The organism is Saccharomonospora sp. NPDC046836 (assembly GCF_040645195.1).
Classification (GTDB): Bacteria; Actinomycetota; Actinomycetes; order Mycobacteriales; family Pseudonocardiaceae; genus Prauserella_A.
In genome coordinates this window covers 511,923-534,183 of record NZ_JBEYXW010000001.1, presented here as the reverse complement: position 1 = coordinate 534,183, position 22,261 = coordinate 511,923, and the positions used below count along the sequence as shown (strand labels likewise).

The 22,261-nt window shown below is 69.2% G+C and carries 21 protein-coding genes; 11 read left to right on the top strand and 10 right to left on the bottom strand.

Translation table 11 applies throughout. From position 1 onward, the window contains the following. Positions 1-15: 15 nt before the first annotated feature. Positions 16-663, top strand: a complete 648-nt coding sequence (locus tag ABZ863_RS02675) for an NAD(P)H-binding protein (RefSeq protein WP_358530159.1) — start codon at positions 16-18, stop codon at positions 661-663. Here the strand turns inward: ABZ863_RS02675 and ABZ863_RS02670 are convergent. Then, on the bottom strand, positions 656-1,963 hold the full coding sequence (locus tag ABZ863_RS02670; RefSeq protein WP_358530156.1) for a D-arabinono-1,4-lactone oxidase: 1,308 nt from the start codon (positions 1,961-1,963) through the stop codon (positions 656-658). The two genes, ABZ863_RS02675 and ABZ863_RS02670, sit on opposite strands and share 8 nt — an antisense overlap. A gap of 89 nt (positions 1,964-2,052) precedes the next feature. Between ABZ863_RS02670 and ABZ863_RS02665 the strand changes: the two genes are divergently transcribed. Continuing rightward, positions 2,053-3,240 (top strand): amino acid deaminase/aldolase, encoded by a 1,188-nt coding sequence (locus ABZ863_RS02665; RefSeq protein WP_358530153.1) that lies wholly within the window; start codon positions 2,053-2,055, stop codon positions 3,238-3,240. On the opposite strand, the gene ABZ863_RS02660 is transcribed toward ABZ863_RS02665, so the two are convergent. From ABZ863_RS02660 to ABZ863_RS02650, 3 genes are all read right to left on the bottom strand, one after another. Then, entirely contained in the window at positions 3,241-3,879 is a 639-nt protein-coding gene (locus ABZ863_RS02660) for a TetR family transcriptional regulator (protein ID WP_358530151.1), read from the bottom strand. Between the two features lie 385 nt (positions 3,880-4,264). Beyond that, positions 4,265-4,699, bottom strand: a complete 435-nt coding sequence (locus ABZ863_RS02655) for a hypothetical protein (RefSeq protein WP_358530512.1) — start codon at positions 4,697-4,699, stop codon at positions 4,265-4,267. 14 nt (positions 4,700-4,713) lie between these two features. After that, entirely contained in the window at positions 4,714-5,067 is a 354-nt protein-coding gene (locus tag ABZ863_RS02650) for a hypothetical protein (RefSeq protein ID WP_358530510.1), read from the bottom strand. 304 nt (positions 5,068-5,371) lie between these two features. On the opposite strand from ABZ863_RS02650, the gene ABZ863_RS02645 reads away from it, so the two are divergent. Together ABZ863_RS02645 and ABZ863_RS02640 are read left to right on the top strand one after the other, a co-directional pair. Next, positions 5,372-6,739, top strand: a complete 1,368-nt coding sequence (locus ABZ863_RS02645) for a helix-turn-helix transcriptional regulator (protein ID WP_358530148.1) — start codon at positions 5,372-5,374, stop codon at positions 6,737-6,739. Positions 6,740-6,766: 27 nt separating this feature from the next. Further along, on the top strand, positions 6,767-7,654 hold the full coding sequence (locus ABZ863_RS02640; RefSeq protein WP_358530146.1) for an aminoglycoside phosphotransferase family protein: 888 nt from the start codon (positions 6,767-6,769) through the stop codon (positions 7,652-7,654). A gap of 152 nt (positions 7,655-7,806) precedes the next feature. On the opposite strand, the gene ABZ863_RS02635 is transcribed toward ABZ863_RS02640, so the two are convergent. From ABZ863_RS02635 to ABZ863_RS02620, 4 genes are all read right to left on the bottom strand, one after another. Beyond that, positions 7,807-9,882, bottom strand: coding sequence for a tetratricopeptide repeat protein (locus ABZ863_RS02635; protein WP_358530143.1), 2,076 nt, complete (start codon positions 9,880-9,882; stop codon positions 7,807-7,809). 126 nt (positions 9,883-10,008) lie between these two features. Next, positions 10,009-11,031 carry a CopD family protein gene (locus tag ABZ863_RS02630; protein WP_358530141.1) on the bottom strand — a complete coding sequence of 341 codons (1,023 nt, stop codon included), beginning with the start codon at positions 11,029-11,031 and terminating at the stop codon, positions 10,009-10,011. Beyond that, positions 11,028-11,663 carry a copper resistance CopC family protein gene (locus ABZ863_RS02625; protein ID WP_358530138.1) on the bottom strand — a complete coding sequence of 212 codons (636 nt, stop codon included), beginning with the start codon at positions 11,661-11,663 and terminating at the stop codon, positions 11,028-11,030. Before ABZ863_RS02625 ends, ABZ863_RS02630 begins: the two co-directional genes overlap by 4 nt. A 49-nt stretch (positions 11,664-11,712) precedes the next feature. After that, the gene (locus ABZ863_RS02620; RefSeq protein ID WP_358530135.1) at positions 11,713-12,237 is read right to left on the bottom strand and encodes a hypothetical protein; all 525 of its coding nucleotides are present in this window, start codon (positions 12,235-12,237) and stop codon (positions 11,713-11,715) included. A gap of 205 nt (positions 12,238-12,442) precedes the next feature. Here ABZ863_RS02620 and ABZ863_RS02615 point away from each other — a divergent pair, with 205 nt between their 5' ends. The 5 genes from ABZ863_RS02615 to ABZ863_RS02595 are packed head-to-tail and all read left to right on the top strand — an operon-like array spanning position 12,443 to position 17,720. Next, complete coding sequence (locus tag ABZ863_RS02615) at positions 12,443-14,191, top strand: BCCT family transporter (protein WP_358530133.1); 1,749 nt, start codon at positions 12,443-12,445, stop codon at positions 14,189-14,191. After that, positions 14,188-14,835 carry an ABC transporter permease gene (locus tag ABZ863_RS02610; protein WP_358530131.1) on the top strand — a complete coding sequence of 216 codons (648 nt, stop codon included), beginning with the start codon at positions 14,188-14,190 and terminating at the stop codon, positions 14,833-14,835. The genes ABZ863_RS02615 and ABZ863_RS02610 overlap by 4 nt, the downstream gene beginning before the upstream one ends. Next, positions 14,828-15,985 (top strand): ATP-binding cassette domain-containing protein, encoded by a 1,158-nt coding sequence (locus ABZ863_RS02605; RefSeq protein WP_358530129.1) that lies wholly within the window; start codon positions 14,828-14,830, stop codon positions 15,983-15,985. Before ABZ863_RS02610 ends, ABZ863_RS02605 begins: the two co-directional genes overlap by 8 nt. Continuing rightward, positions 15,982-16,761 carry an ABC transporter permease gene (locus ABZ863_RS02600; RefSeq protein WP_358530127.1) on the top strand — a complete coding sequence of 260 codons (780 nt, stop codon included), beginning with the start codon at positions 15,982-15,984 and terminating at the stop codon, positions 16,759-16,761. Before ABZ863_RS02605 ends, ABZ863_RS02600 begins: the two co-directional genes overlap by 4 nt. Further along, complete coding sequence (locus ABZ863_RS02595) at positions 16,758-17,720, top strand: glycine betaine ABC transporter substrate-binding protein (RefSeq protein ID WP_358530124.1); 963 nt, start codon at positions 16,758-16,760, stop codon at positions 17,718-17,720. The genes ABZ863_RS02600 and ABZ863_RS02595 overlap by 4 nt, the downstream gene beginning before the upstream one ends. Positions 17,721-17,787: 67 nt before the next feature. On the opposite strand, the gene ABZ863_RS02590 is transcribed toward ABZ863_RS02595, so the two are convergent. Beyond that, entirely contained in the window at positions 17,788-18,264 is a 477-nt protein-coding gene (locus ABZ863_RS02590; protein WP_358530508.1) for a DUF6474 family protein, read from the bottom strand. A 108-nt stretch (positions 18,265-18,372) separates the two neighbouring features. Here ABZ863_RS02590 and ABZ863_RS02585 point away from each other — a divergent pair, with 108 nt between their 5' ends. Next, positions 18,373-20,010: a TM0106 family RecB-like putative nuclease gene (locus ABZ863_RS02585; RefSeq protein ID WP_358530122.1), complete on the top strand. Its 1,638-nt coding sequence runs from the start codon at positions 18,373-18,375 to the stop codon at positions 20,008-20,010. 9 nt (positions 20,011-20,019) lie between these two features. Here the strand turns inward: ABZ863_RS02585 and ABZ863_RS02580 are convergent, their stop codons facing one another. Beyond that, positions 20,020-20,778 carry an SDR family NAD(P)-dependent oxidoreductase gene (locus tag ABZ863_RS02580; RefSeq protein ID WP_358530120.1) on the bottom strand — a complete coding sequence of 253 codons (759 nt, stop codon included), beginning with the start codon at positions 20,776-20,778 and terminating at the stop codon, positions 20,020-20,022. 92 nt (positions 20,779-20,870) lie between these two features. On the opposite strand from ABZ863_RS02580, the gene ABZ863_RS02575 reads away from it, so the two are divergent. Continuing rightward, a complete protein-coding gene (locus ABZ863_RS02575; protein ID WP_358530506.1) occupies positions 20,871-22,232 on the top strand; it encodes a UDP-glucose/GDP-mannose dehydrogenase family protein in 1,362 nt (453 codons plus the stop codon). Positions 22,233-22,261 lie beyond the last annotated feature (29 nt).

Below are 22,261 nucleotides of genomic sequence, written 5' to 3'. Positions count from 1 at the left end.
GCTAGGCTCGAAGGCATGCGAGTCGTCATCGCCGGTGGGCACGGGAAGATCGCGCTGCGGCTGGAGAAGCTGCTCGCGGCACAAGGGGACACCGCGGTCGGGATCATCCGTAATGCCGACCAGGCCGCCGATCTGCGCGATGTGAGCGCTGAGCCGGCTGTGCTCGACCTCGAGAACGCCTCCGTCGACGAGGTCGCTCAGGTGCTCGCCGGTGCAGATGCCGCGGTATTCGCGGCGGGTGCGGGTCCGGGCAGTGGTGTCGCCCGCAAGGACACCGTCGACCGCGCCGCAGCCGTGCTGTTCGCACAGGCGGCCGAGCAGGCAGGCGTCCGGCGTTTTGTTCAGGTCAGCTCCATGGGCACGACGAGCCCCGTCGACCCGAACGCCGTTGGCGAGGTGTTCGCGGCGTACCTGCACGCCAAAACCGCTGCCGAACAAGACTTGCGTGCGCGCGACCTCGACTGGACGATCCTGCGCCCCGGCCGGCTCACCGACGACCCTGGCACCGGTCTGGTCCACCTCGCCGAGTCCGTTCCCAGGGCCCAGGTGCCGCGTGATGACGTCGCCGCCGTTCTCGTCGAACTGCTCGCCGACGACGTCGCGGTGGGCAGGGTGCTGGAGCTGACCTCCGGGGACACCCCGATCAGCGAAGCCGTCAGCTGACGGGACCCAGCACGCGATCCAGGTAGCGGTTCGTGAACACGCCGGTGGGGTCGACTTCCTTGCGCACGCGGAGAAAATCGTCGAATCGTGGGTACAGCTCGCGTAGCGCTGCCGCGTCCAGGTCATGCAGCTTCCCCCAGTGCGGCCGGCCGCCGACCGCGCCGACGATGTCGGCGAACGCCGTGAAGTACTCGCGATAGGGCATGCCGACGTACTGGTGGATCGCGAGGTAGGCGGAGTCGCGGCCGTACGCGGTGGACAGCCAGATGTCATCGGCGGCCGCCACGCGCACTTCCACCGGGAAGGCCACCGGATCGCGCAGCCGGGGCACCAGCGCGCGCAGCTCGTTTAGCACCATGTGCACCGATTCACGTGGAACCGCGAACTCCGACTCGACGAATCGCACTGCTCGCGGGGTGACGAACACGCGGTGTGAGGTGTCGTTGTACTCCCGCGCCGACAGTGCTGCCGATGACAGCTTGCCCAGTGCGGGAACGAGCCGGGGCGCCGCGCGCCCGATGCGGCACAGCATCCCGAAAGCCGCGTTCTCCATGATCGTGTAGTCCAGGAACCGCCGCGCCTTCGACAGTGGCTGTGCCGCGGTTGCAGGTGGCTGCCGGTTGTTGCGCTTGACGAGCGCGTTGCGGCCGTAGGGGAACCAGTAGAACTCGAAGTGGTCGTTGCCGTCGGCGAGTTCGTCGAACCTGGCCAGCACGTCGTCGAGCGGTTCGGGACCCTCCCGCGCGGCAAGAACGAACGCGGGTTCGCACTGCAGGGTCACCGTGCTCAGCACGCCAAGCGCGCCGAGGCCGACGCGCGCGGCATTGAACAGCTCATGCCGTTCCCGCGCGGAGCAGGTCACGACCGATCCGTCGGCCAGCACGATCTCCAGCGCCGCCACCTGCGTGGCCAGCCCACCGAACCGGGCACCGGTGCCGTGGGTGCCGGTCGAGATCGCACCCGCGATGGTCTGCGCGTCGATGTCGCCGAGGTTCGTCATGGCCAGCCCCAGCACGTCGAGGGCGGCGTTGAGGTCCCGCAGCGTCGTACCCGAGCGCACGGTGACCAGCCCGGACTCCATATCGGCCGAGACGATGCCGGTCCACCCGCTGAGGTCGATCGCGTCGGAGTCGGTCACGGCGATGTCGGTGAAGGAGTGCCCGCTGCCGAGCGCGCGCACCCGGTTCCCTTCGGCAGCCGCATGTGTCACGATCTCGGCGATCTCGGCTCTGCTCCGTGGCCGGTGCACACGGCGCGGCTGTGCCACGGCCGTGCCTGCCCAGTTGGTCCAGGTTGTCACGGGCGGCCCCCATGATTCGCCGAAGAACGTTTCGCCACAATAAGTGAATTTGTTTCGTGTTTCAAGGTTTTCTGACGTAGCCTGAGCTTGTGACCTCAGTAAACGCCACGGCGTACGACGTCGCGACGAAGGACCTCGATCCGCCACTGGCGATCGTGGATCTCGCGGCCTTCGACGCGAACGCCGATGAGCTGGTGCGGCGGGCCGCCGGCCTGCCGGTGCGCGTGGCGAGCAAGTCGGTGCGCTGCCGGCACCTGCTGGAGCGGGCACTGGCACGGTACGGGTTCGCGGGTGTGCTCAGCTACTCGCTCGCCGAGGCGCTGTGGCTGTTCGAGCAGGGCACGACCGATGATCTCGTGGTCGCCTACCCGACGGTCGACCACGGCGCGCTGCGCAGGCTCGCGGCGGACGATGCCGCTCGCGCGGCGATCACGATCATGATCGACTCCACCGCCCATCTCGATGTCGTGGACGCCGCGCTGGGCAGCCACCATCCCGAGATCCGGGTGTGCCTCGAACTCGACGCTTCCTGGCGCCCACTACCGGGACTGCACGTCGGCGCCCGCCGCTCGCCGGTGTTCACCTCGCGCCAGGCTGTTGACCTCGCGCGAAAGGTGGCTGCCCGGCCGGGTTTCCGGCTCGTCGGGCTCATGGCGTACGAGGGGCAGATCGCCGGCATTCCGGATGGTGCGCCCGGCGTGCGCGGCGAGGTCATCCGCTGGATGCAGCGGCGATCGGCGACGGAGCTGGCAGCACGCCGCGCGGCGGTCGTCGACGCGGTGCGTGCCGTGGCGCCGCTGGAGTTCGTCAACGGTGGCGGCACGGGCAGCCTGGAGACCACGAGTGCGGAGCGGTCGGTCACCGAGGTCGCTGCGGGTTCCGGGCTGACCGGGCCTGCCTTGTTCGCGGGCTACTCGCGGTTCCGCCCGAAGCCGGCGGCGCTGTTCGCGTTGCCCGTGGTGCACAGGCCAGCCCGCCTGATCGCCACGCTGTACTCCGGCGGTTACGTCGCATCCGGTCAGGCCGGCCCATCCCGGCTGCCGACGCCGTACCTGCCCACGGGCCTGCGGCTGCTCGGGGTCGAGGGTGCGGGTGAGGTCCAGACACCGGTGACCGGCGCGGCCGCAGAGCAACTGCGGCTCGGCGACAGGGTGTGGTTCCGGCATGCCAAGGCCGGCGAGCTCGCCGAGCGGTTCACGCACTACCACCTCGTCCAGGGTGACCGGGTCGAGTGCACCGTGCCGACCTACCGGGGCGAAGGGCAGTCCTTCGGCTGATCACTCACCGAAACGGCTCGCCAGGTATCCCTTGATCAGCGCCTTCGTCTCGGCGAGCACCTCGGGGTCGCCATGGGGATCGTTGCGGAAGGCGAAGTTCAGCAGCCCGTCGGCGGCTTCGACCGCGATCGAGATGGGCAGGGTCAGCTGCTCCGGTGGCAGGTCGACCTGGTTGGTCACCAAGTTGGCCAGTGCGTCCGTGATGACCCGGTTGTTCGTGCGCCGGTCGTCGAGCAGCCGCACATCCACCACGTCGCCGAAATGGACCTGGGAAAAGCCCGGCACCTCGCGGTGCATCTGCAGGTAGATGTCCAGCAGTGAGTCCACCACGTCCCACCAGTGGCCGTGTTCCATGTTGCCGAGCCGCTCACTGACCGCCGTGACGAACCGTTCCAGGTTCCGCTGGGTGAGTGCCTGCACGACCGCACGTTTGTCCGGGAAGAACTGGTAGAGCGAGCCCACCGCCACTCCGGCACGCTTGGCGATCAGGGTCGTGGTCAGGGCGTCGTACCCGATCTCCTGCAAGAGTTCGGCGGCAGCGTCCAGCATGCGTTCAACGCGTTTGGCGCTGCGCTGCTGCACCGGCTGCCGGCGCAGGGGGGTGCTCTCGGGCGTCGTCGCTGCGTGGTTCTCGGACACGTCGTGCTCCCTCGCTGTGCAGACCAGCGACTTTATCGTGCCCAGGGAGCGCTTCCCGGTCGAGTGACAGGCCGACCGGTGCCAGTGTTGAGGACCGCGGACCGGTGCCGGTCGGGGGAGGGGGAGTGCAACGGCACCGGCCCGCGGAGTTCTGGGGCGCGCCGTGGTCGGGGGTTCCACTAGCGCGCGATCTGAAGTTATGGGGGTGGACATTCGGGTCAAACCTAACGACGGATTACGGCCTTCGCTAGGGTTTGAACCACCCTTTTTTCGATTAATCGCCGACCGGTGGGGACCGGGGGTGGCCGGCAACCGGCTCATCGCGCTCGGGGGTACGGACGAACCGGCTGCCGACCTTGGCGAGAGAACTCGCCGTCTCGGGGCGCTACCGGGCGGGGCCGCCGGCAATGGCAGGTGGGGGGACCAGGGCGTGCTTGCCCGCCTGCCGCGGGACCGACCGGTTCTCGGCCGCAGCGGGGACCGTATGGGTTTGTGCGGCCGCTGCCGCACGACGGCGTCCCCGGCGGTGCGTTACCTGCTGGGGAGCCAAACCTCCGGCGACCAGGTGTTCGTGCGCGACCTGCCACACCGAACACGGCGCCTTGTAGCGGTGCCACCTGGTGGAGCAGGTGGGGCAGTCGCCGCGCTCATCCGGCTCGTGCGCCCGCAGCATGGCACGCCAGCCCTCGGTCAGCCGGGGCAGTTCGGAGCGTGCCACGGAGACGAGGGAGGAGGCATCAGCGCGGTTCGCGAGGTCGGAGAGCATGTCGAGGCGTTCCCACACAGCGTTGCGGAGAACCTGCCCGAGGATCTGATCCACCTGGAAACTCACCGTCACCTTTCCGCCAGTTTGGCGGCTTCGTTGAGAGCGGCCCGCAGCTGGCCGAGCTGGCCGGCCGTCAGCCGTGCGGTCTCACCGGGAGGCCCGACGAGAACCACTTCGTTGTCGTCCACGAACACCGTCACGCATCGCTCGCGGCTGATCAGGTCGCCGCACTGCACACGCCACACGACCTGCCCGCCCTCGTACCTGCGGACACTGGTGGCGCGGGGGTCCGACACCGACGCTGCCGACGCTGACGACGCTGCTGGCAGGGGCTGGCGCGCACGCTCGCCGACGGGCCCACGGGACACGGACGCCGTGCTGGTCGCAGCGCGTCCTGCTGTGATTGAGTGCACGAGCTTCACGTCCTCTCCGCTCTGGTCCCGGGCGACGGCGCGCCGGGCGCTCAAGTCTGTTCCTGTTCTCGTGGGTCTCCGTGATTGCGGTCGGTGTTCGTCCGACCACGGAGATCTGCGAACTACATTGCGACGAAAAGAACGACGAAAGAAGGCTTGGTGGGCGTCATAGCGGCGACCGGCCCGAGTTCCACGTTAAGCGGTCAGGGGAGTTCGGCCGGGCCGATCAGCGGGCGCAAACAGCGTTTCGCACGGTTGAATACTCGTGCCTACGCTGCTTACCGAAGCCCGACAGGACTGTGGAGGGCCGCACATGGACACAGGTGACGCCAAGCAGGGCCGCATCAACCCGAAGCTCTGGGAAGTCCCGGAGATGCGGGAGGCGCTTGCTGGTCGAAGCATCAGCGAGGTCTACCGCCAGCTGCGTAAACACGGTGTCTCGCAGCGCCAGATCGCCGCGATGACCGGCCAGTCACAGTCCGAGGTCTCGGAGATTCTCAAGGGACGCCAGGTGATGGCCTACGACGTGCTGGCCAGGATCTCCGCAGGCCTCGGGATCCCACGGGGATACATGGGCCTCGCCTACGACGAGGCCACGGAGATTCAGGTCGTCGGCGCGGCCGACGAGAAGCAGGCTGAGGAGGACGAGTCCGTGAAACGGCGGAAGTTCCTCGCGCACGCCGCGCAGGTGACGATGGGGGCCGCAGTCTTCGGGCCTGCGTCCGAAGCCTGGGCGGCGAGTCCCGCAAGGACCCCAGCACCTGGGCGGATCGGTTTGACTGACGTACGCCAGGTGGAAGCGGCAACGCGCGCGCTGCGCGCACTCGACTACCAGTACGGCGGCGGTTTCTGCCGGGACGCCGTCGTCGCACAGCTGTCATGGGGACAGCAGATGCTGCAGGCCAACGGCACCGACCCCGTCAAGTCCCGCCTGTTCGTGGCGCTCGCCGACCTGCACAGCCTCGCTGGCTGGACGTCGTTCGACATCGGGCTCATCGACTCCGCGCGCGGGCACTTCGCCAACGCGCTCGACCTCGCCAAGCAGGGCGAGAACCACCCGCTGGTCGCCAACATCCTGTACCGGATGGGTCGCGTCTACCTGCACCAGGAAGCCCCGAACGACGCGCTGAAGCTGTTCCAGCTCGGCCAGATCGCGGCGCAGGAATCCGGTTCCGAGCTCGCCGTCGCCGTGCTGTGCGCCAACGAGGCCTGGGCCTACGCGATGATGGGCAACGCCGAGCAGGCCGTGAAGCTGCTGGGCCGGACCAGGGACGAGTTCGCCCGCGCCGACCTCGCCAACGCGGAGTCCTGGGTGAAGTTCTTCAACGAGACCGATGTCTACGCCATGATCGGCACCGTGCACACCGCCCTCGCGCAGCAGGCGGACGCCTCGCACACCAAGTACGCGATCCCGGCACTGACCAGGGCGATCGAGGCCTACGGCGACGACATGGCCCGCAGCAAGACCTTCAGCTACAGCATGCTGGCGACCAACCACATGATCGACGGTGACATCGACCAGGGCTCCAAGGTCGGCGGTAAGGCGCTGGACTGTGCCGAGGGGCTCAAGTCGGCCCGCATCGAGCAGCGGATGCAGCCGCTGAAGGACGAGGCGGCCCGGCGCAGCAACAACGCCGATGCGCGTGAGCTGTGGGAAAGGATGACCGCGTTCTTCGCGTAGCAGCGCGGGGGTGCGTCGGGGACGTCCTTGGACGGGCGATTCACCAGGGAGAAGCTGGACCAGGTGCTGCACGAGACGTGCACCCGGCTCGGCCTGGATCCGCGTGGCGCGGCGCTGCTGCGGTTCACCAACAACGCCGTCTACTCGCTGGCTGCCGACCCCGTGGTCGTGCGGATCGTCGGGTCACGCGCACTGCGCCACCGGGCACGCAAGGTGGTTCTCGTCGCCAAGTACTTCGCTCGCCATGGTGTGCCGGCGATCCGTCTGGTCTCCGGTGTCGACCAGCCGCTGCGGATCGGCGAGCACGTGGTGACGGTGTGGGACAAGGTGCCCGGCACGGGCGGGCAGGCCACGGCGGCGCAACTGGCCACGCTGCTTCGCCAGGTCCACGCACTCGCCCCACCGGAAGGGCTCGAACGGTGGGCACCGCTGGCCGACGTGCGGGCACGCGTGTCCGATGCGGAGGAGCTCGGCGCCGCCGACCGGCGGTTCCTGCTGGGGCGGTGTGCCGAGGTCGAGGCAGCGCTGACCGAGCTGACGTTTCCGTTGCCGTCGGCGCTGTTACACGGCGACGCGCATCCCGGCAACGTCATCGTCGGTCCCGATGGCCCTGTCCTGTGCGACTTCGACTCCGCGTGCGCCGGGCCGCCAGAATGGGACCTGACGCCGCTGGCCGTCGGCAGGGAGCGGTTCGGCGACCCTGCCCACTGGTACCGCAGGCTCGCCGAGAGCTACGGCTTCGACGTTGCGACCTGGGAGGGGTTCCCCGTGCTGCGGGCCGCCAGGGAGCTCAAGCTGACCACGAGCGTGCTGCCGATCATGCGTAGCCATCCGCCGGTCCGGTGGGAGCTGCGGCGCCGGCTGGACGACCTGCGGGCAGGCCGCAACCACACGCGCTGGCTCCGGTACCGCTGAACGTTCCATTTCGACTTCATTCAGCGACAGGAACTGACCGCTCGCCGTTTCCTCGAAATGTGATGGCTGCGCGTGACAATTTCGGCGGGGCTAATCACTCCGGGTGTCCCATTCCCTGGTCCGAATGAGCAATTTGCAGCCACAGCGCGTGATTAGCTGGGGTTTTGTGTCTGCCGCAGGCGCTCGCGGACCTCCCCGGCCTCGGGCCTGCCCAGTTCCGTGAAGATCGGCAGCACCGCCTCGTACCGCTGCCGTGCCTCCTCCGCCTGCCCGGAGAGCTCCGCGATCTCGGCCAGCACCTGGAGCGCGCGTGCCTCCTCGAAGGCCGAGCCGTGCGTGCCCATGGCCTCCCTTGCCGAGGTGACATGCTCGGTCGCTTCGGTGAACCGGCCGTCGCGGGCCAGCGCGCGGGCGAGGTCGATGCGAGCGCGGGCGACGTTGTAGGAGTCGCCCTGCCCGGTCAGCAGTGTCCTGGCCTGTTCGAGACTGTCGACCGCGTCGCCGATGCGGCCGAGCTTCGTCTGCGTGACGCCGACGTTCACCAGCGCCAGCGCCACGTCGTGCGGCCGGTCCAGCTCGCGGGACCGGCGCAGGTCGTCGGTGAACTCCACCAGCGCGTCGGCGTGCCTGCCCTGGGCGAGCGCGATCAGGCCGAGGCCTTCGACGGACCTGATGGCGGCTGTCTGGTCACCGTCCGGCGGCAGTGCGGCGAGTGCGGCACGGTAGTGCTCGGCGGCCTCGGCGAAGCGTCCCGCGCCCCGGCATGCGGCGCCGCAGCGGTTGTGCATGAGAACCTCGGCGGCGTTGTTGCCCCATTGCCGAGCACAGCGAACACCGAGCTGGCTCACGGTGAGGAAGTCCCGGTAGTGCTTGCGCAGCAGGAACAGCGGCCACATCGAGTCGGCTAGCTGCCAGGCCAGGGCCGGCATGCCCAGCTGAGCCGCGGCCTGCACGGCGGCGATGAGGTTGGTCCGTTCCCGCTCCAGCCAGTCCAGTGCCTCGTCCTCGGCGGGCAGCGCGGCCGGGTCCGCGCGCCGGTAGGCGAACTCGTAGGGGATCGGGTCCTGGTCGGCCGTCACCAGATGAGCGGTCGACCGTGCCGCGTGCAGGTACCACTCGAGGATCCGGCGCTGCGCCGCGTCCCGGTCGTCGCCGCTGTCGTGCTCCTCGGCCTTCTCGACGGCGTGCAGCCGGTACAGGTCGTGGAAGGCGTAGCGACCCTCGTCGGGCTCGCTCAGCATGTTCACCTCGACGAGCTCGTCGAGTATCGGCAGCGTGCCCGCCACCGATCCCTGCACGGCGGCGGCCGCTACCCCGGCACCGAACTCGGCCCCCTGATGCAGGCCGAGCAGCCGGTACAGCCGGGCCGCCGGTGCCGGCAGCGCCTGGTAGGCGAGATCGAACGAGGCCCGCACCGAGTCCTCCTCCTTGCCCGCCGAGAGCACCGCGAGGCGGCGCCGGCCCGCACTGAGCTCACCGGCGGTCCTGGCCAGCGAAGCCTTGGGTTTCGCAGCCAGCCGTCCCGCTACCGAGCACAGCGCGATCGGCAGTCCCGCGGTGAGGCGGACGATTGTCGTGGCATGTGCACGTTCAGTATCCACGCGAGCACTACCGAGAGTGTTCAGCAGGAGCGTCATCGAGTGGTCGGCGCTGAACGGTTCGAGCGTCAGCAGTGCCGCGCCCTCGTCGACGGCCAGCCCGCCGAGCGTGCGCCTGCTGGTGACCACGACGACGCTGCCTGCCGCGGCCGGGATCAGCGGCCGCACCTGTGCCTCGGACGCGGCGTCGTCGAGCAGGACCAGCATCGGTGTGGTGGCGGTGAGCGTGCGGTACAGCCCGCCTTGCTCCTCGACGTCGAGCGGCACCTGACTGTGCGGCACGCCGAGCGCGCGCAGGAACTGTCCCAGCAGTTCGCCGGTCTCCACCGGGCCCGACCGGTCGAACCCACGGAGGTTCGCGTACAGCTGCCCGTCGGGGAACTCCCCGGCGAATTCGTTCAGCCAGCGCAGGGCGAGTGCTGTCTTGCCCATGCCGCCAGGCCCGCTGATGACCTGCACCGCGGGGCGATCACCGGCGGTGTCGAGTAGCCGGTTCAGTGTGCGCAGCTCGGTGGCGCGGTTGGTGAACCAGGCGGGTGGTCGCTTCAACTGCCGCGGTACCGGCGCCTGCGCGCGCGAGCCTGCGGTGAGGCCGCTGCGCTGGCGTGGCAAGGACGGGTTGGTCGTCACACGTACTCCTGTCACCGAAGCGCACGTTCGCCGTGCGTGATCATGGCGCAGGGGGCCGAGGTGGGACGTACGAATCAAGCGAAGTTGCGCCGAGTGGAGCAGTGCGTGAAGGCGAACGGAGCCGGTTCAGGCCACTGCGGCGCGGGTCAGGACCACGGCGAAGCCGAAGGCGAGGCCCATCACGAGCAGCTCGAGCGTCGCCCACATGGCGAACGCGGTCCGCTGGTGCCGGATGATCCGCGGCAGGAGCTGCCAGCGCGCGTGCGCGCCGAACGCGGCGATGCCGGCCGTGCACGCCACCTTGAGTACCACGAGCTGGCCGTATGGCGTGGTGAACAGCCCGGTCCACAGGTCCATCGTCGGGTTGAGGTTGATCTCGACGAGCCCGTTGAACAGCCCGGTCGCAGCGGAAACGATCAGGCACAGCGTCGCGAGCTTGGAGAACCGGGGCAGCGCGTGTGCCAGCAGCGTGCGGTTCGTGGCGAGCAGGGTGACCATCGCGCCGAGCCCACCTGTCCACGCGACGGCGCTCATCACGTGCAGCTCCATCGAGATCATCGTGTAGTCGTGGAACGACCAGTTCGCCGCGTGGCCGGTGACCGGGAGCGGGAGCAGCGCGAACAGCCCGAGCCCGACCCTGACCTCGGCGGGTACCTTCTCGCCGTGCCGCATGGCGAGCACGTTCAGTGCGGCCAGCCCGAGTGCCAGCACCGCGACGACCAGCAGGGCCTTGCCCGCGCCGACCGTGATGATGTAGTCCCAGATGTCGCCGAGGCCGACCGTGCCGGAGCCAGGGCGGAACTCCGCCGTCTGCAGCACCAGCGTGATCAGCGCGGCGACGGCCCAGACCAATGCCGCCGCGACGGCCACTGGCCGGGCGCGGGCGAGCGCAGGCTCGGTGAGCTTGGGCCGGTCATAGCCGACGAGTACCGCCAGCAGTGCCAGCCCGATCGCGGTGACGGCCGCGATGTCGAGCAGCACGCGGACGATCGGGATGCCGACCGAGACCACCTCGCTGACCTGGGCGACGCCGCTGACCGGCGTGGTCGCGGTCAGCGCGATGCCGATGAGCACACCGGCGACGGCGGCCGCGAGAACGCTCAGCAGTGCGCCGTAACTGGTCTGCGAGGTGGTCTCGGCTCGGGTCATTCCTGCTTGTCCCCTGACGTCCTGCCCATCCGCAGTGCCACGGTCACCCCGACGGCGAGCAGTACCGCCGCGCCGACGACCCACACCCACACGGGCAGGCCGGACGAGGAGTCACCCCCGTTGTCGGCCTGTGGCGCGACCGGGGCCGAGGTGGGTGGCTGCGTCGTGGCAGGCGACGACTGCGACTGCGGAGCACTGCTGCTGCTCGCGGCCGCGGTAGTCAGCGTGAAGCGGATCTCGTCGGTCACCGGATGCCCGTCGGCGGACAGGATGCGGAACCCGATGATGTACTCGCCGGCTGCGGTGAGCGCGGGAATCGATGCGCTCAGCACGTTGCGTTCGATGCGCGGCTGGCCCACGGGTACCTGCGCGCCGTCGGGTGCGGTGAGCGCGATCTGGTTGACGTCCGCGTCCTGCATCGCCTGGTCGAAGGTCAGCGTGATCGTGGAGGGTGCGCTGTCCAGCCGGGCTCCCTTGGCCGGATCGGACGAGACGAGTGTGTTGTGTGCGAGGGCGGGGCCAGCGGCGCCGAAGAGTGCCAGCAGCGCGATCATCGCGACAACAACGACGCGCAGTGGTCCCGTGCCTGCTGCGACCGTGCGAGCACGGCCCAGCAGTCGATATGTCGACATGTTGAGTGGTTCTCCTGAAATGAAGTGATCCGAGTGGTGAAGCGGGGTTTCAGGAGTACCGGGGTGGCCCGCGCCTGCCGTGCACACTGCGCAGCAGTCGTTGCGCCAACGGAGTGAGGTCCACGGGGCGGACCGCTGCGGGTCGTGCCGTGGCCGGTGGTACCGGCACTGTTACCGACACGCGTGGCAGCAGCAGTTCGAGTGCAGCCACAGCCACGGCGAGCATCGATTCCGCATGCGCGATCAGCAGCGCTGTGCAGGCGGTGGCCACCACGTGCGCCGCGATCATGGCGGCACTGGTGCTTGAGTGCCCGGACATGCCGGCGAGCGCGACGTGCAGGAGCAGCTGACCCGTACCCAGCACGGCCATGACACCGGTCACACCGCGGGTGCGGTCCGCGGCCGCGGTCGCGGCCCAGCCGATCAGTGCCGACAGCAACACCGTTGTGGGTGCGTCCGGCAGGTGCCCGCCGCCGAGTGCGTGCGCGCTCACGGAGAGTGCAGCGGAGCAGGTCGCGAGCAGGATTCCGCGCGCGGTCCGCAACGCGGCGCGGGGTCCTGATCGCCTGCTCACCGGCCCAGCGTATGGCACACGTGAAGGTTGTCCGAGAGGGTTCGCGATGGCCGGTATCTGCAGTCAAATCCTGACTGCGTTCGGCTCAGTCGAGGTTGCTCATTTCCGAGCAATACGTAACTGTAGGTCGATTAAAAACCAGGGTGCTGGCCCGAACGGGTTAAAAGATAGATAAGGAGGGCGCGCCTGCCTGAGGCGCGTGTCTATGTCTGCAGAGTCTGAAGAAGACAGGTTGGCAGCACGGACGGTGGTCGATGAGCCCGCCCGTGCGAACGCACCGGGGGAGACCGGCGCCGCCGGTCGAGCCCCAGACGAGCACGTGCCTCCCGTGGTCAGAGCCGATCAGCCGGCCGAGACCGATCGCGTCGTGTTCGGCGTGGCCGCCGTTCTCGCGCTGGCGATCATCGCCTGGGGTATCGCCTCGCCCGGCAGCCTCGCCTCGGTGGCGGACACGCTGCTCAACGACGCGGTCATTCCCTACGGCGGCTGGGCGTTCGTCCTCACCGCGAGCGGGTTCGTCGTCTTCGCGGTGGCGCTGGCGATCAGCCGCTACGGCCGGATCAAGCTGGGGCAGGACGAGGAGAAGCCGGAGTTTCGCACGGCCTCCTGGATCGCGATGATGTTCAGCGCCGGCATGGGGATCGGGCTGATGTTCTTCGGGGTCTACGAACCGGTCCAGCACCTGGCCGCGCCGCCACCCGGCACCGCGACGCCGAACTCCGACGAGGCCGTGCACACCGCGATGGCCACGACCTTGTTCCACTGGACCGTGCATCCGTGGGCGATCTACGCGGTCGTCGGCCTCGCCATCGCCTACAGCACCTTCCGCCGCGGCCGCAGCCAGCTCATCAGCTCGGTGTTCGAACCGCTGATCGGCAAGCGCCGCACCGAGGGGCCGCTCGGCAAGGCCATCGACGTGATGGCGATCTTCGCGACGCTCTTCGGCTCGGCCGCCTCGCTCGGCCTCGGGGCACTGCAGGTGGGCGGCGGGCTCGGCGCGGTCGGCTGGATCGACGAGCCCGGCACCGGGCTGCTGGTGGCGATCATCGCGATCCTCACGGTGGCGTTCATCGCCTCCGCCGTCTCCGGCGTCGCCAAGGGAATCCAATGGCTTTCCAACATCAACATGGTTCTGGCCGCGGTGGTGGCGCTGTTCGTACTCGTCGTCGGCCCGACCGTGCTGATCCTCAACCTCCTTCCGAACGCGATCGGTGACTACTTCCGTGAGCTCGCGGAGATGTCCGGGCGTGCGGGCGTGACCGGCGGCGATGAGATGCAGGCCTGGCTGGGCGGCTGGACGATCTTCTACTGGGCCTGGTGGATCTCCTGGACGCCGTTCGTCGGCATGTTCATCGCGCGGATCTCCCGGGGCCGCACCATTCGGCAGTTCATCGTCGGCGTCATCGCCGTGCCCAGTGTGGTGAGCCTGCTCTGGTTCGCGATCTTCGGCGGTGCCGCGATCGACCAGCAGCGCAGCGGCGTCGACATCGCGGGCGCCGGCGGTTCGGAGGCCGCGACGTTCGCCCTGCTCGAGCAGTTGCCGTGGTTCATCCCCATCGCGGTGCTCGTGATGATTCTGGTGTCCATCTTCTTCGTCTCCGGCGCCGACGCGGCGTCGGTGGTGATGGGCACGCTGTCGCAGCGGGGCTCCGTGGCACCGCACCGGAACGTGGTGATGTTCTGGGGTGTCCTCATGGGCGCCGTGGCCGCGGTGATGTTGCTCGTCGGCGGCGATGACGCCCTGACCGGCCTGCAGAACCTGACGATCCTGGTCGCGGTGCCGTTCGTGCTCGTCATGGTGGCGCTGTGCGCATCGCTGTGGCGCGACCTGCGCCGCGATCCGCTGGTGCTCAGAGAGGACGACATGATGCGTGCGCTGGAGGAGATCCACGCCGAACGAACGGGTACGGCGACCAAGACGAGGCGGCGCGGGCTGCGAGGCCGAAGGCCGTGAACCTCTTCGACTACGTCGCCGACAGGTGGGATCGGCTGTCACTGCAGGCGTGGCTGCACGTCAGCGAGGTGGTGCAGTCCACGCTCATCGCCGCGGCCATCGGGGTGCTGATCGGGATCGCGGTGTACCGCAGCCCCATTGGTTCCGCGGTTGCCACGGCGCTGGCCAGCACGATCCTCACCATCCCCTCGTTCGCGCTACTGGGGCTGCTCATCCCGCTCTTCGGGCTCGGCGCGCTGCCCACCGTGATCGCGCTCGTGCTGTACGCGCTGCTGCCGATCACCCGGAACACGATCGTCGGCCTCGCCGGGGTCGATCCGGCGGTCACCGACGCCGCCAAAGGCATTGGCATGAGCCGGTTCGGGGTGCTGACCAGGGTCGAGCTGCGGCTGGCCTGGCCGGCGATCCTGGCGGGCATGCGGGTGTCGACGCAGATGCTGATGGGCATCGCGGTGATCGCCGCCTACGCCAAGGGACCCGGCCTCGGCAGTGAGGTCTTCTCGGGGCTGACCAGGGCCGGCAGCGCCAACGCGACCAACCAGGCACTCGCCGGCACGCTCGGCGTCGTCGTCCTCGCCCTGCTGCTCGAGGGCGTCTACTTCCTCATCGCTCGCTTCACCGTCTCAAGGGGTATCCGTGGCTGAGAACGTCAGTGGCGTCGAGATCCAGTTGGCGAACGTCACCAAGCGCTACCCGGGTACCCGGGAGCCCGCGGTGCGCGACTTCACCATGACGATCCCGGCAGGCAAGATCGTGATCCTGGTCGGCCCGTCCGGCTGCGGCAAGACGACCACCATGCGAATGATCAACCGGCTGATCGAGCCCACCTCGGGCACGATCACGATCGGTGGCGAGGACGCGCTGAAGCTCAACGCCGATGCGTTGCGCCGCAAGGTCGGCTACGCGATCCAGCAGGCGGGGCTCTTCCCGCACTTCACCGTCGCGCAGAACATCAGCGTCGTGCCTGGGCTGCTCAACTGGGACCGCAAGCGCATCCGCGACCGGGTCGACGAGATGCTCGATCTCATCGGCCTCGACCCGGCCGTGTACCGCGACCGCTACCCGCGCCAGCTCTCCGGCGGCCAGCAACAGCGCGTCGGCGTGGCGCGTGCGCTCGCGGCCGACCCTCCGGTGCTACTGATGGACGAGCCGTTCGGTGCGGTCGACCCCATCACGCGCGGCAACCTGCAGGACGAGCTGCTGCGCCTGCAGACCGAGCTGCGCAAGACCATCGTGTTCGTCACGCACGACTTCGACGAGGCCGTCAAACTCGGGGACAAGATCGCGGTGCTCGGCGAGCAGTCCACGATCCAGCAGTACGACACGCCGGAAGCCATCCTCGCCAACCCCGCCAACGACATGGTCGCCGGTTTCGTCGGGGCAGGCGCCTCGCTCAAGCAGCTCACGCTGCTGCGGGTCCGCGAGGTCGAGCTGACCGGTGAGGCGATCACGGCCACCGTCGACGACTCGCCTGCCGCACTGCGTGAGCAGCTGGCCGGCAAGCGCAGGAGCTTCGCGCTGGTGCTCGACGAGCGCAAGCGTCCGTTCCGCTGGGTGCACGTCCGTGAGCTGGGCAGCGCCGCTTCGCTGCGCACGGTCGGCAGGCCGATCGGCGACCTGGTGACCACGCAGTCGACACTGCACGATGCGCTGGAGGCCATGCTCGCCGAGGGCGGGGCGGTGCCCGTCACCGGCTCCAGGGGCGAGTACATCGGCATGATCGAGCTCGACACGGTGATGGCCACCATCCAGCAGCTGCGCGAGGAGCACGATGCGGGGAGCGAGGTCTCGTGACCCGGACCGCCGAGATCAAGGGCTTCTCCACCGAGTCGGGTTCCCGCCGCGCCGACCGCGTGCGGTTGTTCGCCCAGCCCGTCGCCGTCGTTGTGATCGTCGGCCTGGTGCTCGCCTGGGCGTTCACCCGTAACAACGACGACATCGAGGCCGAGTCCATCCAGGCCGGGGTCCTGCTCACCAAGACGTGGGAGCACCTGCTCATCGCGCTGGTGGTCGCGGCCATCGTGGTCGGTGTCGCCGTGCCGCTCGGCGTCATGCTCACGCGGGCGTGGGCACGGCCGGTGGCGCCGCTGTTCATCGGCATCGCCAATATCGGCCAGGCCGCTCCCGCGCTCGGCGTGCTCGTGCTGTTCTTCCTGTGGACCGGCTGGGAAGGGCTGTGGGCGGCCGCGTTGCCGATCGCCTTCTACTCTCTGCTTCCGGTGCTGCGCAACACGATCGTCGGCATCCGGACAGTGGATCCGGCACTCGTCGACGCCGGTCGCGGCATCGGCATGTCGGCCACCGCGGTGCTGCTGCGGATCGAGCTGCCGCTGGCGGTACCACTGATCCTCGCCGGGCTGCGCACATCGCTGGTGCTGGCCGTCGGCACGGCGACGCTGGCGTTCTTCGTCAACGGCGGCGGGCTCGGCGAGCTCGTCGACACCGGGTACAAGCTGAACCGGGTCCCGGTGCTCGTCGTCGGCGCGGTGCTGGCCGTCGGGCTCGCGCTGCTGGTCGACTGGCTCGGCGCCGTACTGGAGGAGTACCTCGGACCGAAGGGACTGTCATGAAGCGCACGCTCCGCGCGGTCCTCGGCGCCGCGCTGCTGATGTTGTCGACGTCGGCCTGCGGGCTGACCGTCAACGCCGCACTGCCGTTCGAGGTACAGCCGGGCTCGATCCGGCCGGTGCCCGAGCTGCAGGGGGTCGACGTCACGGTCGGCTCCAAGGACTTCACCGAGCAGATCGTGCTCGGCTACATCGCCGAGCTCGCACTGGAGGCCGCCGGGGCCAATGCCGTCGACCTCACCAACATCAACGGCTCCAACAGCGCCCGATATGCCCTGGTGGACGGGCAGATCGACCTGCAGTGGGAGTACACGGGCACCGGCTGGCTGTCCTATCTGGGCTACGACAAGCCGTTGCCGGACGAGACGCAGCAGTACGAGGCCGTGCGCGAGGCGGATCTGGAGCGCAACGGCATCGTGTGGCTGCCGTACTCGGAGGTGAACAACACCTATGCGTTCGCCACCACGGAGGCCTTCGCCGAGCAGCACAACCTGCGTACCACGACGGACATGGCCAACTACCTCAAGCAGAACACGCAGGACGCGGTGTTCTGTGTGGAGACCGAGTTCGCCAGCAGGCCGGACGGGATGCCCGGGGTGCGCAAGATGTACGACTTCCCGGTGACGACGACCAAGACCTTCGGCACCGGCGCGATCTACAGCGCGATCGCGGGCGGCACGTGCAACTTCGGCGAGGTCTTCACCACCGACGGCCGGATCGCCGGGCTCAACCTGCGGGTGCTGGAGGACGACAAGAAGTTCTTCCCGCAGTACAACGCCTCGGTGACGGTGCGCAAGGAGTTCCTCGACCGGTACCCGCAGATCGCGGATGTCATGGCACCGGTCGCGGCGGCGCTGAACAACCAGGAGATCATCGAGCTGAACAAGCAGGTCGATGTGGACGGACGCGATCCGGTGGACGTCGCGCGGGAGTGGATGATCGACAAGGGCTTCATCAGCTGAGTAAAAGTCCCCCAAGGCCACCTTGGTTGCGTTCAACGCGACCAAGGTGGCCTTGGGGGACTAAAAGCTAGATGCCCAGGCGGTGCAGGAGCTGGCTCTCGATGTGGTCGAGTTCGGCGGCCACCGCCTTGTGCGCGGCCTTGCGCCGCGTCGCCGGCATCCGTTCGGCCGCCCGCACCGAGGCGGCGAGCTGCTCCAGTGTGGCCTGGCTACGCTCGGCGAAGGCTGCGTCGTCCTCGCCCGTCTTGGGCGAGCGGCGCAGCTCGTCGAGCCCGGTGGCCGCGCCGGCGATGCGGGCGAGCAGCCCGCCGCCGCGTCCGCCGTACTCGGCGAGCTGCTCGATACCGACTCCGATACGGCGTGCCTGGTAGTGGTCGTAGGCGTCGCGGGCCACGCCTGCAGCTCGTACCGCCAGCGGCGCGAGCACGGGTAGCGCCGCGGGGACGATCACCTTGGCCACGCGTACGGCATTGCGGGCTTTCTGCGGTGTCAGTCCCGACTCCTCTGCGGCCTTGTCCGCCGCCTTACCGGCCTTGCGCGCCATCGCCGTGCTCACCTCCGCGTACCTGTGGGTTGACGTTGAACTTACTGGTCGTGACCGGGTGGGGCACGTCGGCTCTGGAGTGTCGGTGCTCTCTCATACAGTGGTCACATGGCGAACGAGGTGCTGCTGGACGCGGGCGTGGTCACGCGCTGTCGCCGTCGGGTGCACCTCGACAACGACCCGACCATGCGGGAGGCCCCGCTCGCGCGGCCGGATCCGGCCGCCGAGCAGCGGATCGCCGACGCGCGGGCGCACCGGGCCGACATCGCCGAACGGCTGCGGGAGGCAACTGGCGGACCGTGGGCGATGATCCCCGTCGAGCTGCCGCCGGCGGACCGTGTCGGGCTCACGCGCACCGCGCTGGACGAGGGCGTGCCGTTCATCTGGGGCGGCCTGCTGCCGGTCGATCACGAGGGTGGCAGGCGTGGCGGTGCCGAGCTGCTGGTGCGCACGGCCGACGGGTACGTGCCGGTCCTCGTCGTGCGGCACCGCATCACCGATCCAGGTGAGGGTGCCCGCACCACGCCGATGACGGTGGTGGACCCCGCACTGGCGACCACCGACCCGGAACGCAAGGTTCGCTCGCATCCGCGGGACCTGTTGCGGCTGGCCCACATCCGGCGGTTGCTGGAGGTCACCGGTGACGCGGAGCCGGTCCGGGCGATCGGCGGGGTGATCGGGCTCGACGCGGATGTCGTGCTGTGGCACGACCTCGCCGCCCCGACCTGGCCGGGCGGGCGCAGCACGCTCGAGGAGTACGACGCCCGCTTCGCCGACCGGCTCGCCGTCGCGCGTGCCGCGGCCGGCAGGCAGGAGGCTCTTGCCGAGCCGTCCCGGGTGCTGGAGTGCCGACGCTGCCAGTGGTGGCCGGTGTGCGAGGCCGAGCTGACGCGGATCCGGGACGTGAGCCTCGTCGTCCGCGGCGAGGACGCGATGGAACTGCGCCGCTGCGGTGTCTCCACTGTGGACAAACTGGCCGCGCTGAACCCGGCGGAGGAGTCGCCGATCCAGTGGACCGGCACGACGTTCGGCGACGCGGTGGCGCTTGCCAGGGCCTGGCTTGCCGATCTCACCGTGGTGCGCAGGGTCGGTGAGGTCAGCGTCCCGCGTGCTGATGTCGAGGTCGACATCGACATGGAGAGCTTCGGCGACTCGGGTGCGTACCTGTGGGGTTGCCTGCTCAGCGGTGCCGATATCGGCACCGAGCCCGGCTATCGCTCCTTCGTCACCTGGGAACCGCTGCCCACTGTCGATGAAGCGCGCTCGTTCGCGGGGTTCTGGGCGTGGCTGTCCGATGTGCGCGCTCGCACCGCCGCGGCCGGCCTGACCTTCCGCGCCTACTGCTACAACGCGCTTGCCGAGAACCGCTGGCTCTACGCCTCGATCGAGCGGTTCGCAGGCAGCGACGGCATTCCTGACCGGGAAGAGATGCAGTCCTTTGTGGATTCCGACGAGTGGGTCGACCTCTTCCGCAGCGTCTCCGACCAGTTCCTGTGCTCGCACGGCAAGGGACTGAAGGTCGTCGCCCCCGTCGCCGGCTTCCGCTGGCGGGACCCGGAAGCCGGCGGCGAGGCGTCGATGCGCTGGTACCGCGATGCGGTGGGGATGGACGGTGGGGTGCCCGACCTCACCCAGCGCGAGCGTCTGTTGCGCTACAACGAGGACGACGTGCTGGCCACCCGCACCCTTCGGGAGTGGATGACGGGTCCCGCCATGCGGGACGTCCCCTTCATGGGCGACCTGTGACCGGCGCCGTCAGCGCGGGGCCATGCGCAGGGCGCCGTCGAGCCGGATGACCTCGCCGTTGAGGTAGTCGTGCTCGACGATGTCGACTGCCAGCTGGGCGTACTCGTCGGGCCTGCCGAGTCGCTTCGGGAAGGGCACACCGGAGGCCAGCCCCGCGCGGTACTCGTCGCTCACCGTCGCCAGCATCGGGGTGTCGATGATGCCCGGCGCGATCGTCATCACCCGGATGCCCTGCGAGGCGAGGTCGCGCGCGGCAGGCACGGTCATGCCGACCACCCCGCCCTTGGAGGCCGAGTAGGCGATCTGGCCGACCTGCCCCTCGAACGCGGCCACCGACGCCGTGTTGATCACGACGCCGCGCTGGTCGTCGGCGAGCGGTTCGGTTTTCGCGATGGCTTCCGCGGCGATGGTGACGACGTTGAACGTACCGATGAGGTTGATCTCGATGACCTTGCGGAACAGGTCGAGGTCGTGGCGGCCCTTGCGGGACAGGATCCGTGCCGAGGGACCGATCCCCGCGCAGTTGACGACGATGCGCAGCGGCGCACCGGCGCCGGCTGCCCGCTCGACGGCGGTGCCGACCTGGTCCGGGTCGGTGACATCGGCCTCGACGTAGGTCACGCCGTCGAGTTGCTCGGCCTTCTCGATCGAGGCGGCGAGGTCGAGCGCGAACACCTGCGCCCCCTTCGCCGCGAGTGCACTGGCCGTCGCCCCGCCCAGCCCGGAAGCGCCGCCCGTGACAATGGCCGCGGTATCGATGATCTGCATCGTTGTCCTCTCTGACGTTGGGGGGAACTCCGCTCAGGTTAACGCTCGTTCGCCTGGCTGTGTGGGGCCATTCGTTGACGAATGGCCGCCTGCTGGTTCCCCCGGCGTTCGCACAGCGGACAACTGTGAGTGTGACCGTCGGGGCCATGACACCTGCCCGAATTGTCGTCGTGGGAACCGGATACGTCGGGCTCACCACGGGTGCCTGCCTCGCCGAGCTGGGCCACCGGGTGACGTGCGTGGACGTCGATACCGCGAAGGTCGCACGGCTGAACGCCGGGCGCGTGGACATCATGGAACCGGGCCTCTCCGAGCTCGTGGCACGCGGCCTGACCAGCGGAACGCTGTCGTTCGTGGTCGGCGCACGCGAGGCGGTCCGCGCTGCCGATGGCGTGTTCCTGTGCGTGCCGACGCCGATGGGCGCCGGTGGGGCGGCCGACCTGCGTGCCGTGGAGGCCGTCGTCGCCGAGATCGCCGATGTGTTGCCCAGCGGGTGTGCGCTGATCACCAAGTCGACCGTGCCGGTGGGGACGGCGCAGCGCATCCGGGACCTGCTCGGCCGCTCGGACCTGCCCGTCGTGTCCAATCCGGAGTTCCTTCGTGAGGGGAGCGCGGTCGCCGACTTCCTCGGGCCCGACCGGATCGTCGTCGGCTCCGACACTCCCGGCGCGGCGGACTGGGTCGCCAACCTCTACGCCACGCTCGACGTCCCGGCTGTGGTCACCGATGCCGCCAGCGCCGAGCTCGTCAAGTACGCCGCCAACTGCTTCCTCGCGATGAAGCTGTCCTACGTCAACGCGATCGCCGAGCTGTGCGACCGGCTCGGCGCCGACATCGAGGACGTCACCAGGGGAATGGGCTACGACCGCCGCATCGGACGCTCGTTCCTGCGGCCGGGGCCGGGCTGGGGCGGCTCGTGTCTGCCCAAGGACACCAGCGCGCTGTTGCGGATCGCCGAGTCGGTGCGGTTCGACTTCGGGCTGCTCGACGCGACGATCGAGGAGAACCTCGCCCAGCGCGACCGGATCATCGCCAAGATCGCCGCTGCCGTCGGTGGCAGGCTCGCGGATGCCCGCATCGGCGTGCTGGGGCTCGCCTTCAAGGCCGGGACCAACGACCTGCGGGACTCACCTGCACTGTCGGTGGCCTCCGTGCTGTGCGCGCACGGTGCCGAGGTCACCGCCTACGATCCCGCGATCACCGGTGACCTGCCGGGAATGCTGGTGGCGGACACCCCTTACCGGGTCGCGAAGGGTGCCGACGCTGTGGTGGTCCTCACCGAATGGCCCGAGTTCCAACGGCTCGACTGGGCCTACATGGCCGAGCTCATGCACGGCGACTCCGTGGTGGACACCCGTAACCTGCTGGAACCACGCGCGATACTTGCCGTCGGTTTGAGCTGGCAGGGAATCGGCCGCCCGAGAGCCGCTGCACGGACGACATCCGTTAGTTGAGCGAACAAACCGTTCACCCGTAATGTCTG